We start from the raw sequence: 15,934 nt of genomic DNA on the forward strand, positions 1-15,934 counted from the left end.
CTGCAACACTTTTTTGAGTTCTTATAATTTCTTTTACTTTGATGTCTTCTTGAAGAATAACCCGATTAACAGCGGCTTCTATTAAGATCTTTGCTTTTTCAAGAGCGATTTGTGGTTCTGAATCATTGACCCAGACACATTGCTCCCTGATATTGGCAAATTCTGTGTTTTTGATTACTTCAACTGGGAGAAGTCCTTCGAAGATGTCCGCAACCACGAATGAATGAGTTCTTGGTGAGCATGAAGCAACCACGATGCGATTAATAAAGAACTGATCAACCCATTCCTCTTTTATGCCCTCCACTTCTCTTATATCACACAATCTATCAACAATGCGTACCGAAACAACGTTTTTTAGAGAGGCAACATACCTCTTTAAGTCAGCGACATCTAATACACAAGATATTTCTTCAGCACATAAACAGATGATGACACCTATGCGTAGTATTCCTACTTTGGTGATGTCATCTTTGTCGATTTGATCAAATTGCGCTGTCCCAGAAAGGATGTTATCATTTAATTTCATGATTTTTAGAGCCAATTTGCCTTCTTCAGTCAACATATAGTTCTTTCCGCTCTTTTTAATCAAATCTCCCATCTTTTTCAGATGGAAGTTAAGTTTCCCCGACGTTTCCAACTTCAACAGCGGCAGAAAAGCGGAAAAAGACAAAACCCCTTCTCTCTCAAGGAATTGGAGTATTTTTTGCCTTGTTGGATGTGAAAGAACTGAATATAATTCCATAATTGTTAACTCCATTTTTCAAAAATCAATATTTTTCCTTTTTTCCTGTTACATTCAACTGAGAGTGCAAGATTATAATCGTGAATTTTTTGTTAACTTATAAATAATTATCGATGGTTACTTACAAAAACTTTTTTGATAATTTTTGTTTACAAAATAGGAAAAAAAATATTTTCTTTTTCAATAGCTTAGGTTGTCTTTTGGGCGTTTAGATAAGTTGACTTTTTGTCAATTTTTGTCGCAAAAATTTAGAAACAAAATTTTTGGACAGAATTATATATTCTTGCATATATGGTTGAAATAACACTGAAAAAATTCAATTGGTGAAAATTATCAATTAAAATCACTTAAAACTAATATGGAGGAATGTTAATGGCTCAAATTGAAGTTTCTGAAGAAATCAAAAATAAAACTCCTGAAACAAACAATTTCGCGTGCCCAAACTGGGATACCTGTACTGTCCACCGATGTGATATCTGCGCTTTTGGTAAAAGCTTGACCTATGAATCGGTAAAAACCGCTAATGAACCAAATTTAGCATATTCATGTGAAACATTTGGCCAATATGACGTAAAAAATCTAATCTGTAGCAGATGCCCCCTTAAACTGAATTGTATGGAAGAAAAAGAAAAAAGGCAAGCCTACCTAAACTCTCTGGCAGAAATGGAATCTTTGGTAGGATTAGTTCAGAAGAAAATCGCAGAATCCAAAGTCAATCTGGGAATCAAACTTTAATCGAATGATTCCCCTATTTTTGCCCCTCACTCTTTTTAATCATTATTTTTATGAATCTTAAAAGAAGAAAACTGTATCTTTTTAATCATTAATGCGTATTTCGATCGTACATTTCTAAACTGTTGTGAGAGTCTAAAATAAATAAAATATGAAGTTTAGGCTTTTTTCTTAGCCTTTAGTTCTTTTACCCTTATCAACAATCGTTCTAAGATTTCTTTGTCCGATAAGCATCCTTCTGGCGCTTCTATTACTTTCTTAACGCGAATGGGAACCCCATCCATTCTGTAACCCGTGCCTTCCGCCTCAATGCCCGCTATCGAGCATGGAAGCAATACATCCGCTAGCTCTGTCGTAGGTGTTTGATGAGGGTCAATTGCTATAAGAGGGATTTCTGCTAGACGTTTTGCTGCTTTTAATGGAAAATTAGCTACGGCATCCGCCGCAATAACAAGAGCAGCGTCAACCTCTCCTTTTGCCAACACTTCATTTGAGGTAAATTCGCCCGGTCCATACCTTGGATAGCCCCTGCTGAAATCAACTGCAAAGGGATATCCTGTTATCCACGTTAGGACCTGACCAATGCCAGTTACATTCCAGTGTCCTCGCATCGGACAGATCAAAAATTTGGTGAAAGCAGCGAGATCTCGAACAAGACTTAAGGCGATATCAATATTTCTATGCTTTCCGCTACTCATGGTAAGCCCAAGACCGAAAAAGACAATTCCCATTTTGCTATTCTTTAAGATATTAACGAGCTCAATTATTTCTTCCTTAGAAACTCCACCTACCTCATCAACAGCAAGTTCATTGCCTGCTAACACTGTTCTAACAGCACTTATTACTTCGAAATCTGTACCCGGTTTCGGTTGAATGAAGAGATTTGCCAATTTCGCAGTGTGGGTTTCTCTGGGGTCTACCACTACCATGAGTCTGTCTTTAACACCACGTTCCGTAAAGAATCCCCTTCGATAAACGGAATATCTACTCATATGACGGGGATGAGCATGAACTGGATTGCAGCCCCAATAGATGATTAAGTCTGCTCGATTCATGATTTCTCCTAAGGTTGCTCCTGATAATCCAATATCCTGCACTCCTAAAATAGACGGACCGTGACATACAGAAGCGGTCTGATCTATACAACCACCTACTTCTTCGGCTAATGCTACTCCTATGCTTTGGGCCTCGCATTCTGTTGAAGCCCATCCATAAAGCAACGGCCATTCTGCATTCACTAAAAACTGTGCTGCCTTTTCTATGGCTTCATCTAATTCAACTTCTTTGAGCTTCCCATTTTCTCTTATCATCGGAGCAGTGATTCTGTGAGATACGTTGTTGGCTGACATGAATTTTGCTGTACCGAGGACACAGGCATTTGCAGTTTCCACAATCTTACCATTTTCCACATAAATTTCAATATCGTCGCATAAACATCCACAAAAAGGACAAATGACATTTTTAACAACAGTTTGTTTGCTCATCCTTTAGTTCACTCCCTCACTTTTTGAGCGGCATTATTTTTTTCATTAGTGCAGTAGGGGCTGGCACCCTTTCATTTGGAGCAGGTTCAATAATAGCTTCGATTCCTTTATAGGATGGCATTCCTGTGCTATCAGTCTCTGGATTGACCACAGCATTTGCGTAAAGCCCCATTGGAATGAATACAATTCCTCTGTGTGGGGCCTGAGTTGATTCAATTCCGCTTACTAAGACTTCACCATAATCAGTTTTAACTTTCACAGTATCGCCATCGTAAATTCCTAGTTCCTTCATGTCATCCGGGTCGATATCACATACAGCAGTGCTCAGGACGTATCCTCGTGTGAGTTTTTCACCTTCTAACGCTACTCCTTGCTCAATCGATCGACCGGTAAGAAGGGTGACCTTTTTTGATTTTTTCATTCCCATCTCTTTTCACCATGTTCCTACTGGAAATTTAAGAGGGTATCTTGAAAACTAATATGGATGAATAGTAGGATCTAGTCAACAAATTTTCAAGTAATGGTCTTTCAAATATGTACAATTTGAAAGTTGTCGAAACTTTCACACTCATCTTTCCATTTAAATTTTGCTCATTTTAATGTTTTGAATAGTACATTTAGAATATATAAAAAGAATCAATCAACTTCTAAGATGAGAGGCTTATTGTTATTTTCCATGAACAGAAATAGATTGCTTTAGAGCTAAAGTAGAATTTTTGCCAAAAACAGCACATATAAAGAACCTGTGCTTCTAATACTATATGATGAAAAGTGCAAAGGAGAACAGAGGAACAGATACTAGCTAGACGATATACAACCACTTTACGCGTTTCAATGATTTAGTGACTAAAAATACAACTTTTGTTGACCTTGTAATCTTTTTGAAGCCTCATCCTATTCTAATTAAGCGACTGGGTGTAAACTTCATAAAAAGGTAAATGCTTAAATATCCAAATACTGCTTAAAGGACTGTTGATCGCCTTAATTTTGGGTGATTATCGGCAAACTCCTATGAGCTTGAGGGACGTTAATGCCTTACGAAATTGTTATCAATGAAAGATTGTGTCATGGATGTGGAGATTGTTACACTGCATGTCCAAAGACTCAATTGTGTTTAATAAATGAAGATCATGAAAACCTAATTTTTGTTGTTAAAAAAGGGAAGGCTCATGTTGTAAACTCAAAGTTATGTGACGGATGCGGAATGTGTATTGAAGCTTGCCCTGTTCAAGCAATAAAAATAATCATTTCTGCAAAAGAGGTGCCTCGCTAATGTTACCGTTACATAGAAAAATTGTTGAACCTGATACGATCACAGCAGAATTTAAACTCTTGACGATTGATCTGAAACTTAATTATGACAGAGCACATTGTACAGGTTGTGGTACGTGCATCTTAGTTTGTCCAAAAAATGCTATTGAAAGAGGACCTGTAGGCGCTTCCATTAAAGGGGATACCGACACACCTGCAATACTGATCGATGAAAATAAGTGCGTTTACTGTGGCACTTGCGCTTATATGTGTCCTTTCTTTGCCTTGAAATTGGAGATAAATGGCGAGCCTAAAAATTTGCTTGCTGAAAACAAAGCGGTTCCGCCATTACCCACAGACTTTGTCGACCTCGAAAGGAGAAAAGGAATGAAGGCACGAAAGTTATTCAATGGTAAGATAAAACTCTATCCAGAAAATTGCCCTGGAGGTTGTTCGACTTGCGCAAACATTTGCCCCACTGGAGCACTTTACGTACCACATCCTAAAGAAGGTGGAGAACGAGTTGATAAAATTGCGCTTGACGAATCGAAATGTATCTATTGTGGAGCCTGTGTTAACGCATGCCCAACAAAATGTACAATAATGAGGGATGAAGATCAGTGTCTTTTTGATACCGAATGCCCTATCGTATGTGTAAACGAATGTCCTATTGAATTAGAACGTGAAGTCATTTACGATGAAGAAGGGGAATATACAGAATTTTGGCTTAATATAGTAGAAAAATTAAGATCTCCCCTTAAATTCTACGAACGTGAGTAATGGAATCAAAGAAGAATATTTCGTCACTTTGGAGGTGGTGATAAGAATTTCAGAAGAAGAAATGCGCATTGGAGTTTTCGTTTGTCGTTGAGGTTTCCAAATTGCAGCTTACGTTGATGTTCCAGCATTAACTGAGTACGCAACTACACTTCCGAACGTTGTACTTGCAGAACAAAATCTCTCTCTTTGCACAACAGCAGGAGCAGACCTTATAAAGGATAAAATCGTGGTTTACAATTTGGACCGCATCGTTGTCGCGTCCTGTACGCCAAAAACACATGAACCCGTTTTCAGATCTATACTCAGTGATTTGGGGATGAGTCCTAGTTTCCTAGAGTTCGTAAACATCAGAGAACATGTTGCTTCGGTACATATGGAGACCCCAAAGAAAGCCTTAGAAAAAGCAAAAGAATTATTGCGGGCTGGCGTAGCCCGTGCGGCGGAGCTTGAAGACGTTCCTAGAAGGGTTATCAGTGTAAATCCGACTGCCTTAGTGATCGGTGGCGGGATCGGTGGATTAACTGCAGCATTGAATTTAGGAGATGAAGGAATACAGGTTTATCTCGTCGAAAAGGCACCAAGCGTTGGTGGACACATGGCAATGCTCGATCGCACGTATCCCACTGATGATTGCAGTATCTGAATCTTGGGTCCAGTAATGCTGGAAGTCGATAGACATCCTAACATTGAAGTTATGAGTTATTCTGAAGTGAAAAGCGTTTCAGGCGTGATCGGTGATTTCGCAGTTACAGTTGAACATAGACCAAGATACGTCAATGAGATAAGGTGTAATGGATGTGGAGTTTGTATGGATGTTTGTCCGGTCTATGCACCTAATGAGTTCGACTGTAGTCTTGGACCAAGAAAAGCGGTTTATAAGCCATTTGCACAGGCAGTTCCTAATATTGCTACAATCGACATGGATTATTGTATTCGATGTAAACTCTGTGAACGCGTATGCGAATTAGAAGCAATCGATTTTAATCAGCACCTCAAGGAAACAGAATTACATGTAGGGACAATTATCGTTGCTACCGGTTTCGATGAATTCAAACCCTATGGTCTATACGGCTATGGTGAATATGAGAACGTTCTAACGCAAAATGAATTCGAGCGAATATTGGCGCCGAATGGACCTTCTTCAGGCCACTTACGGAGAATTTCTGACGATAAAGAGCCAAAGCGAATTGCAATAATACAATGTGTTGGTTCTAGAGACCGAACTAAGAATCTTCACTGTTCAGGATACTGTTGCATGGTTGGGATTAAGAACGCAAAACTTGTCAAACAGCATTATCCTGATGCTGAAATCACAGTATGTTACATGGACATAAGAGCGTCTGGAAAAGATCTTGAAGAATACTACACGCGTTCTAGAAAACATAAAATAAAATATCTTCGAGGAAAAGTATCAGACGTATCAGAAGATCCAGAAACTAAAAACCTTATTGTACGCGTTGAAGACACGTTAGCAAATCAGATTAGAACAATCGAAGCGGACCTAGTTATTCTATCAGTAGCCATGGTTGCAGGCGAGGGAACAGAAAAGATAGCCGAAATTCTAAAACTTGAAAGAAGTTCTGACGGCTTTATCAAGGAGTTCCATAACCGACTAAATCCTATTGACACCAAGATCCCCGGCATTTATATTGCGGGGGCAGCACAAGGTCCAAGAGCTATAGGTGATACAGTCGCCTCGGCAAAGGGTGCAGCGGCAGCAGCATCGTCGCCAATGATAACGCGAAAGTACGAGATGGAACTTATCAAGGCTCTTGTTGACGAAGAAAGATGTTCAGGTTGTACTCTTTGTGTCAAAACCTGTCCATACGGTGCTATAACTATGGAGGAAGGTGTTGCAAAGGTGGATGAAGTTCTTTGCCGTGGTTGTGGTACTTGTACTTCGGTATGTCTATCGAACGCGATTGCGCTACGCTATTATAGAGATGAACAAATGGAAGCCTATATTGACGCTTTATTGGCACCAGAGGAAACCGTGACCGAGAAAGCCGTAGCGGAGGAAAAAGTAGGAGGTTAGAACAATGGGTCAGAGTAAGAAACAGAAGGTTGATGCAATTGAGTTCGTACCTAAAATCGTCACTTTTGCATGTTGGAAGTGAGGATACGAAGCCGCAGACATGGCTGGTGTTACAAGAACCCAGTATCCTGCCAACGTGTTGCCTATAAGGGTCCCGTGTGCTGGTCGAGTATCTCCTGACCTCATTATACGAGCGTTGAGACGAGCCGATGCTGTGATAGTTGTCGGTTGATACGAAGGCGAATGCGACTTTGAGATTGGGAACAAGATTGCAAAAATGCAGATTGACTATCTCAAAGAAATGCTTAAGACCATCGGATTAGACGAACGTCGTATACAAATGAAATGGTGTTCCGCCGCTGAAGGCGAAAAATTCGCTCTGATGGCGAATGAAGTGACAAACGAAATCTTAGAATTAGGACCTAATCCACTAAAAAACAGACCTGCTGCAAAAGAATGAAACTCATGGGAAAACTTAGTTCATGAGTTAACGCCCCTGCGAGGGGTGCGGCAGATATACCTTATCTTTATCATTCTCTTAGGAGATTATATACAAATGGAAATCGGAGAATTCTTCGCTGTAAGGCCAAAAGAAGGTCTTGAAGAGCTTGAATCCCACGAGTTGAAGTATGGAAACGGTGCAATTCAAGCTATAATGAATTTCATGCTAAAAAACCAATTAGTTGATGTCTTCTTGTCATTTACAGAACGTAAAGATCATTTTTCACTTAAACCGGTTATTGTAGAAGAGCCCAAAGAAATATTTGATATTTCTCTTTCACAATTTATTGCGTATAATTTACCAAACATCGATTCTGTTTCAAAATATGTTGCCTCTAAACTCAACGGGGCAAAAGATAACGACAAAAAAATAGGGGTAATTGCCAGACCCTGTGATATTAGAGCGTTCATAGAACTGGCAAAACGTGATCAAATTTCACTTGATAATCTTTTTGTGATTGGGCTCGAATGTATTGGTCGAATAGACCCAAGAGAACTCAAAAAAGTCCTTAAAAAAGCCGAGATTGACCCTGAAAGTGTGGTTAACGAAATAATAAATAACGGAGTCTTGACTCTGGAACTTAATACTGGAACAACTCAAGCCTTCAAGTTGGGCGAAGAAATCGATGTCAGGAGTTATTGTAATCAGTGCCCAAAGAAGGTTCCGAAAGAAAATGTTGCAGATTTAACCTTCTGGATTGATCATCCTCTTGAAGGAAATGAAGAGATTTTTGAAGTTCGTTCTACGCAGGGAAAGGAAGTGTTGGAGAAAGCAGCAACTGAAGTAATCGAGGTAGAAAAGCTTTCGGATGAGAATATTCAACAACTCAAGAATTACATTGCCTCCTTAGAACAAACTGCGCTTGAGCTGCAAGAGTCCGAATTTGCCAAGTTAGACGAAATGTCTGATGAAGAGCGGTTTGATTATATAATTTCAAACTTCGAGCAATGCACGAGTTGTATGATGTGTATCCGTGCATGCCCGATCTGCTATTGTAAAGATTGTAATGTTGTACGAAGAAGAAAGGAATTAGATCCTATTATGATTAATTTAACCCGCCTATCTCACGTAGGAGATACGTGCATCGCATGCGGAAAATGTAGCGAGGTCTGCCCGAAGTCGATTCCGCTATGTCTCATTTCAAAGAAACTAGTGGAAGATTTAAAAGAACTCTGGCCTGGTCACGAGCCTGGTCACACTATAGAGGAAATTCCGCCAAGATCTTGGAAAGGCATGAAAGCAGCGAGTGGCGCTGAATAATTAAATAATTCTCAAACTGTCAATAAACCATCAAAATCAGTTATGAGGGTATGAAATTGCAAAAAAGCATGATGACTGCTGAAGATATAGTAGATTATTGTTATCAATGTGGCAAATGCTCTGGCAAATGCCCACTCGGACATATTATGGAATCGCCTAGAGTTATAATTCAGAAAGTACTTTCAGGAGACACCGAAGAGGTGATAAAGTCTAAAGATGTTTGGCGATGCCTCACGTGCAATGAATGCACAGTTCCAGAGTGTCCAATGGCTATCAATTTTGCTGAGTTTATTCGGACAATACGTACCAATGCGGTACGTGAGGGCTACCAAAACTTCAGAGAAACACATCACGAGGTTTTCAAAACAGCAACTAGATTAATGGCAAACCCTAATATTAAGCCGAACAAATTATTGAACTGGCCAGAAGATGCTAAAATAAGTAAGGAAGGAGAAACTGCCCTCTTTGTTGGTTGTTTAGAGTTTTTTGATAACGTCTCTTATTTTGCCGATATGGGAGCTAAGTACGGTGAGATTTCAAAAGATGCTGTGAGAATCCTTAATGAATTAAATATTGTCCCTGTAGTCGTTGAGGACGAGAAATGTTGTGGACATGACGTTCTATGGTCTGGCGATGAAGAAACTTTTCTGAAATTGGCAGAGTACAATACAACTGCCTTTAAGAAAGCTAATGTGAAGCGTATTATAACTACTTGCGCAGAATGCTACCGCACATTAGCAGTAGATTATCCGAATTACGTGCCAGATTTTGATTTTGAGGTTATCCATCTCTCCGAATTTCTTGCAAAGAAAATTGATGAAGGAAAATTAAAATTCCCCAGACATTTTAACAGAGTGGTAACGTATCACGATCCATGTCGACTAGGACGACACATGAGTGTTTACGATGCTCCTAGAAAAGTGATGGAGCGTATCCCAGGTCTTACCTTAAAAGAAATGAAGAAGAATAAAGAGAAAGCGCTCTGTTGTGGTGTCAGTTCTTGGCTTAATTGTGATGATTATGCAAAAGCAATAAGGATAGACAGATTGACTGATGCACAAAACACAGGAGCACAAATATTAGTGAATACGTGCCCCAAGTGTGAGATGCATTTCAATTGTCTGAGATGTGAAAAAGGTGAGGACAAACCTTTAGATTTTACAAAATTAGAAGTAATGGACTTCGTGACGCTTGTCGCAAAGGCTTTAGGTATTTAACTGGGAGGTTCATACATGGCTAGTCCCAACGAGTCAAACAATGTCGTCTTGGTTATTGGTGGTGGAATTGCAGGTATCCAGTCTTCATTAGACCTTGCGAAATTGGGTTTTAATATATACCTTGTTGAAAAACGCCCTAGTATTGGAGGCATAATGGCGCAACTCGACAAATTATATCCTTCAATGGAAAACAGTCTGTATCACTTAACTCCGAAAATGGGTGATGTACTAGAAAACCCAAATATCGCATTACTCACCTATTCTGAAGTGACAAATGTTGATGGATCCGCAGGCGACTTTAAAGTGACTATTCTGCAGCATCCACGCTTTGTCGATGGTACAAAATGCGATGCATGCGATACATGTACGACGGTTTGCCCAATGGTGACCGTGGACACAGATTTCGATATGGGGCTGGGAAAAAGAAAAGCAGCGTACACACCATTTACACAGGCAGTACCAAAAACATACGTGATCGATAAAGATATCTGCTTATATTTCAACAACAAAATGTGCCAGAGTTGTCAAAAATTATGCCCAAAAGGCGCTATTAACTTTGATCAGGAGCCAGTTGAGAGGCAAATCGATGTAAATGCGATAATTGTCGCAACTGGGGTACTACGATATAACATATCAAATCTATCAAAGTATGGCTATGATTTTGAAAATGTTTTGACAGGATTGGAATTTGAAAGAATTCTAACATCGAATGGACCTACTGAGGGTCAAATAATTAGAATTTCTGACAGGCAAATACCAGAAACCATTGCATTCATTCCCTTAGACTCATCAAAGTCACAAAAAGCGGTTGCAATAAAACAAAGTATTGAATCCAAAGAAAGAAATCCCAACATAGAGTGCGTTGTTCTCATGGATGGAACTTTAGAAGATGAGAAGTTTGCCACATTTATTCAAAGGTCAATGGCAGACGGTGTCAGTTATATTGATGGGATTATTTCCGCAGTAGAAGAAGATCCAGATCGCAAAGATTTGATTCTTCAATACAAAGACAAAAATTCAGAGGAAAATAAAGAAATAAAAGTCAATATGGCAATCCTCTTTGACCAATTACTTCCTTCAAAGGAAGAGATGACCCAGCTGGCATCAGTTTTGGGGTTAAAACTAACCAAGAAAGGGTTCTTTAAAAAGAAATCAAAATCAGAAACTGTTGAAACAAAAAAGGCTGGAGTCTTTGCTATAGGTGCTGGGCTGCAACCAGAAGATGTTTCGTTGGTATTAACTGATGTTAATACGGTAGTATCAAAAATCGCCTCACAATTTGCACCACCAGAACTATGGACGCCTAAAGCATTCGTTGAAACAGAATATTGCATTGGTTGCGGATATTGTAGAGAGGCCTGTCCCTTTTATGCTATTAGCCTGCAGGTAGTAGAACTAGAGTTACCTGTGGCAGAGGTGGCGGGTATACCTCTCAAAACAAGAAAGGCACAGGTACATGAAAGTCTCTGTAGAGGTTGCGGAATCTGCGTTTCAGAATGTCCTGTTCAAGCCATCAGATATGGTGACCCACAAACATTGGAGCAAGTACTTTCGGCACCTGTTGAATAGATTCCAATCTAAACTTATCCTCTCTGGTGCCTTCATAAAAAGACGTGATGCAAAAACAGCATGTTAAATAATGTTCAAAAACTGACACGATGGAAAGATTAAAAGAGATCGTTTCAGCTCATATATTTGAAATTCAGCTCATCTAAATATGGTGGTAACATTGACAAGGAATCTGTTAATCAAAAATGGAACCGTTTTTGACCCAACTAACGAAATTGACGGCGAGAAAATAGATATTGCTATCAAAGACGGGAAAATTGTCGAGAAAGTACCCAAAGATGCTAAAATTATAGATGCTTCAAATATGATCGTGATGCCTGGTGGAGTCGACCTTCATGCGCACATTGCAGGGAGCAAAGTAAACAGTGGTCGGCTCTTCAGACCTGAAGATCATCGTTATGAGGTTTACGCACGTACAGCTACGACTCGCGCTGGCGTGGGACATTCAGTTCCCTCGACATTTACGGCAGGATATCGCTATGTAAATATGGGTTATACTACGGTAATGGAACCAGCAGTACCTCCACTGAAAGCCAGACATACCCACGAGGAACTAAGAGATACACCCATAATTGATAAGGCGTGCTTCCCACTCTTTGGAAACAACTGGTTCGTATTAGAATGCATTGCAAACGACAACCTTGACATGCTTGCCGCATTTATTGCATGGATGCTCAAAGCAACAAAAGGATATGCCATCAAGCTCGTCAATCCGGGCGGATCAGAAGCCTGGAGTTGGGGTAGAAACGTGGACTCTTTAGATGATCCCGTTCCTAGTTTTAATGTTACTCCACGCCAGATCATTAGATACTTGGCACAAGCAAACGAAAAACTAGGGCTTCCTCATCCAATCCATCTCCATACGGTAAATCTCGGACAACCTGGTAACGTTGAAATTACTATTGAAACGATGAAAGCGCTAAAAGACATTAAGGTAGCAGGAAATGGGAATGGAGGGCGTAAAGAAGTTCTTCATATGACACATCTTCAATTTCATAGCTACGGTGGAACTGGTTGGAGAGATTTCGGTTCTGGTGCCGCTGAAATAGCGGATTATTTGAATAAGAACGACCATGTAAGCTTCGATCTCGGGCAAATAATGTTCGGAGACACGACTACAATGACTGCGGATGGTCCAATGGAGTATAGCCTATATAAACTGACACATAACAAATGGATGAACGGAGATGTCGAATTAGAATGTGGCTCAGGAATAGTGCCTTTTACATATTCTAGAAAAAACCCAGTGAACTCCATTCAGTGGACAATTGGAATGGAATATGCATTATTAATTGAAGATCCTTGGCGGGTAGTTCTAACAACTGACCATCCTAACGGAGGTCCTTTTACTACATATCCTGGCTTAATTTCATGGCTTATGAGTAAAAAAGCACGTGACGACATATTGAAAGGTGCACATAAAAAAGCAACCAGCGCAAGCACATTAAGTGACATCGACAGAGAACTGACCTTCTATGAAATTGCAATCATGACGCGAGCAGCCGCTGCAAGATTATTAGGCTTAAAGAATAAAGGACATCTTGGAATTGGAGCAGATGCTGATGTCGCTATCTACAATTTCGACCCCGTAGCTAATCCCTCTGAAAATCATGTTGCCATACAAAAGGCATTCTCTAATACAGCATACACAATCAAGGACGGCGAAGTAGTTGCAAAAGATGGAAACATTTTAGCCTCGCCAGAAGGAAGAACTTTTTGGCTAGATATTAAGATCCCAGCAGAACTAGAAAATGCATTGTTACCGGTTTTGGAAGAGAAGTTTCGTAACTATTACACCATTCAACTCAGCAATTACCCCGTAGAACTAGACTATCTACCTCGCTCTACACCGCTCCAAATGGATGTCACTCAAAATTTTAGTTCTAACTAAACTTACATCTTTTTTTTCAACTTTAAAATGATTTTATAGCGCAGGTTTTTTTCCCCGTGAAATCTTTCAAAGATAAGCCTAATGTCTCTTATCTAGTGTATGCTCAGTTTTCGAAAATAGTCAATATCTTCAAAATCTGAATCATTCACGTTTCTGAGGAAATGGTTTTTAAGGATCGATAATGATGATTCATACAACGAGTCTTGGTGATGCTATAAATGCCTTGGATACCTCTTTCAACAGTGAAACCCTTTGAAATAGATAGAGCTACACGCCAACGTCTCTATTTTGGACTTGGTGAATTTCCACCGTTGAACCTTGTCGATCCTAAAGAGGTTGAAAAGTATCTGCGCTGGCATCCAAAACTGGTAAATAACGAGGAAATCATCTCAGTAACGGAAGTCTATGGCTATTATCCTGACCTCTATGAGCATTGGTCTCGGAATAAAGTCTACCTTATAGACTTTTTAACTGAGGGTATTCCCATTTCCTCTATTGAGGGTGGCGGTTTAGATCTCGTAAAAGAAAATGTAGTTGGAAAAGTTGTAGACCCAGATGCTGGCATTCGAGAGCGGTCTGTGCAAACTAAACTCTACCAGAGTGGGTATCCAGTGCCTGAACCAAGAGGCTTATCGCTTCCTATGCAAGCAGAAGATGAAGAAATCTTAAAACACGCGAAACCTAAGTCTGTGCTTTGGATGGACTATATAAATTCTAAATACACCTTTGAGAAGTATATGCTTCGACTATGCCTCGGAGAGGAAAGGGTAAACAGTTCATTCCAAGATATAAGTGACCTTATTATAGCAATGTGGGATCTTGGTATTGCCCATGGTGATCTAAAAGGAGAGCATATTCTTAGAACAAAGAAGGATAACTGGGTAATTATTGACCTTGGAGAAGCGAAGGATGATGAATATACAGCCCGTGTTGCCGACTTATATGTCCTCGTCACTGATACAACTGTATTTATCGAGAGACACTTACGATCAAGAAATTTGGATGAAGAAGCATTTAATCATGCCTTAACTGATTTGGGCGATGCACTAACTTTATTCTTAGAAAATATCAGTACTTCTGTACGACAAAACTTGATGACGGATGTTTGGCGACGAATTCGAAAAGAAGCAACAATATTAGGTGATGCTTTTCGGAATATCGTTGTATCTGCCTTTCCGACGTAATTTATTCCAGTAAAGCGATTTTTTGCCTGTCTACCTTTTCTTTTCATCTTTCTTTGTCGTTTGAGAATCTTCTTTTCTTTAATTACCGGGTTAGATTCACAAGAAATAAGAATAATGAATACGGTGTCTACTCAGAATCGAACTGAAGGCGAGGATGATTAAGAATGAAAACACTAGTGCTTGGTAATTCGCTGCTAACGGTAACGATTAATGAAAATGCCGACATTTCAGAAATGTATTTCCCGTATGTAGGACTCTACCAGTTGGTAGATAAGATGTATTTGGGAGTCTGGGAGAAATCAAAAGGTATTAACTGGCTTAAGGACTCGCACCACTGGGCTGTTTCTCAGTCCTATATAGATGATTCTCAAATTGGAGTAACTCATGCCATTAATAAACATGATATTAGCCTAACGATAAGAGATTTTGTATATCCTTATCTCCCGATTTTTGTACGAGATATTGTCATTGAGAGTCCCAACAAACGGGAAATTAAACTATTCAGTTATCATGATATACATTTTACAGGTATGGCGATTCCTGATTCAGCAGTTTATGATGAAAAGATTAAAAGCATCGTACATTACGAACTTTCAAATTATGTTCTAATTGGAAGTATCCCACACTTTACACAACTGGCATGTGGTCGTGCAGATTTTAAAGATTTGCGTGGGACTTTTGTAGACGCTGAGGATGGTAATCTATCAGGCTGCCCTGCCTCACATGGACCAGTAGATTCAGCGTTAGGGATTAATGTGAGTTTGGATCCACAAAAAAATCCATTTTCGCGGGTTTCATTGTTCTTTTGTGCTGGACAAGGATATCATGAGGCGAACAAAGCTCGAAAAGTTGTGCTCTATAAAACAATTGATAAGTTATATGATGAGACCTTCATCTTTTGGAATCGATGGCTAAAGAATGCAAGAGATTCAGCAAATGCCGAAAATGTAACTGACAAACGCCTTAAGAAAATTTTTAACATTTCGGCTATAATCACGGCTCTAATGTCTGATCACAAAACAGGTTCGATCATTGCCTCGCCAGATGCAGATATAGTTCGACATGGAGGAGATTCTTACCTTTACTGTTGGCCGAGGGACGCCGCCTTTGTTGTTAAGGGATATGATTCAATCGAAAAGTTCTCGTTATCTCGCAAATTCTTCGATTTTGCAATCAATACTATTGGAAGTGGTAACTATTTTCTTCATAGATATTGTCCAGAAGGCTCATTTGGACCAACATGGCACGAACATCCCTTCATTCAGATCGATCAGACTGGAGCAGTTC

At 39.6% G+C, this 15,934-nt stretch carries 13 protein-coding genes and 1 pseudogene; 11 read left to right on the forward strand and 3 right to left on the reverse strand.

The annotated features are described in order from the left end of the window. A pseudogene (locus QVB70_RS16120) lies at positions 1–742 on the reverse strand (hypothetical protein); the annotation flags it as partial. Between the two features lie 372 nt (positions 743–1,114). On the opposite strand from QVB70_RS16120, the gene QVB70_RS16125 reads away from it, so the two are divergent. Beyond that, a complete protein-coding gene (locus QVB70_RS16125) occupies positions 1,115–1,477 on the forward strand; it encodes a hypothetical protein (protein ID WP_287588392.1) in 363 nt (120 codons plus the stop codon). A 155-nt stretch (positions 1,478–1,632) separates the two neighbouring features. Here QVB70_RS16125 and QVB70_RS16130 read toward each other — a convergent pair whose 3' ends face one another. Both QVB70_RS16130 and QVB70_RS16135 read right to left on the reverse strand, forming a co-directional pair. After that, complete coding sequence (locus QVB70_RS16130) at positions 1,633–2,958, reverse strand: formylmethanofuran dehydrogenase subunit B (RefSeq protein WP_287588393.1); 1,326 nt, start codon at positions 2,956–2,958, stop codon at positions 1,633–1,635. Between the two features lie 16 nt (positions 2,959–2,974). Beyond that, entirely contained in the window at positions 2,975–3,385 is a 411-nt protein-coding gene (locus QVB70_RS16135; protein WP_287588395.1) for a molybdopterin dinucleotide binding domain-containing protein, read from the reverse strand. A gap of 603 nt (positions 3,386–3,988) precedes the next feature. Between QVB70_RS16135 and QVB70_RS16140 the strand changes: the two genes are divergently transcribed. The 10 genes from QVB70_RS16140 to QVB70_RS16185 all read left to right on the forward strand — a co-directional run. Continuing rightward, positions 3,989–4,231, forward strand: coding sequence for an ATP-binding protein (locus tag QVB70_RS16140; protein WP_287588397.1), 243 nt, complete (start codon positions 3,989–3,991; stop codon positions 4,229–4,231). Beyond that, a complete protein-coding gene (locus QVB70_RS16145; RefSeq protein WP_287588399.1) occupies positions 4,231–4,989 on the forward strand; it encodes a 4Fe-4S binding protein in 759 nt (252 codons plus the stop codon). The genes QVB70_RS16140 and QVB70_RS16145 overlap by 1 nt, the downstream gene beginning before the upstream one ends. Before the next feature lie 100 nt (positions 4,990–5,089). After that, positions 5,090–7,024, forward strand: coding sequence for a CoB--CoM heterodisulfide reductase iron-sulfur subunit A family protein (locus QVB70_RS16150; RefSeq protein WP_287588414.1), 1,935 nt, complete (start codon positions 5,090–5,092; stop codon positions 7,022–7,024). 139 nt (positions 7,025–7,163) lie between these two features. Then, positions 7,164–7,484 (forward strand): hydrogenase iron-sulfur subunit, encoded by a 321-nt coding sequence (locus tag QVB70_RS16155; RefSeq protein WP_287588416.1) that lies wholly within the window; start codon positions 7,164–7,166, stop codon positions 7,482–7,484. Between the two features lie 96 nt (positions 7,485–7,580). Next, complete coding sequence (locus QVB70_RS16160) at positions 7,581–8,786, forward strand: Coenzyme F420 hydrogenase/dehydrogenase, beta subunit C-terminal domain (protein ID WP_287588401.1); 1,206 nt, start codon at positions 7,581–7,583, stop codon at positions 8,784–8,786. Between the two features lie 56 nt (positions 8,787–8,842). Then, positions 8,843–10,003, forward strand: a complete 1,161-nt coding sequence (locus QVB70_RS16165) for a (Fe-S)-binding protein (RefSeq protein ID WP_287588403.1) — start codon at positions 8,843–8,845, stop codon at positions 10,001–10,003. Positions 10,004–10,018: 15 nt separating this feature from the next. Continuing rightward, on the forward strand, positions 10,019–11,572 hold the full coding sequence (locus tag QVB70_RS16170; protein WP_287588405.1) for a 4Fe-4S binding protein: 1,554 nt from the start codon (positions 10,019–10,021) through the stop codon (positions 11,570–11,572). A 160-nt stretch (positions 11,573–11,732) separates the two neighbouring features. Beyond that, complete coding sequence (locus tag QVB70_RS16175; RefSeq protein WP_287588408.1) at positions 11,733–13,463, forward strand: formylmethanofuran dehydrogenase subunit A; 1,731 nt, start codon at positions 11,733–11,735, stop codon at positions 13,461–13,463. Positions 13,464–13,681: 218 nt separating this feature from the next. Beyond that, positions 13,682–14,647 (forward strand): hypothetical protein, encoded by a 966-nt coding sequence (locus QVB70_RS16180; protein ID WP_287588410.1) that lies wholly within the window; start codon positions 13,682–13,684, stop codon positions 14,645–14,647. A gap of 164 nt (positions 14,648–14,811) precedes the next feature. Then, a partial coding sequence (locus QVB70_RS16185; RefSeq protein ID WP_287588412.1) for a hypothetical protein occupies positions 14,812–15,934 on the forward strand: 1,123 nt, incomplete at its 3' end.

The sequence above is a fragment of the Candidatus Borrarchaeum sp. genome (assembly GCF_019058535.1).
In the GTDB taxonomy this organism is placed as follows: domain Archaea; phylum Asgardarchaeota; class Sifarchaeia; order Borrarchaeales; family Borrarchaeaceae; genus Borrarchaeum; species Borrarchaeum weybense.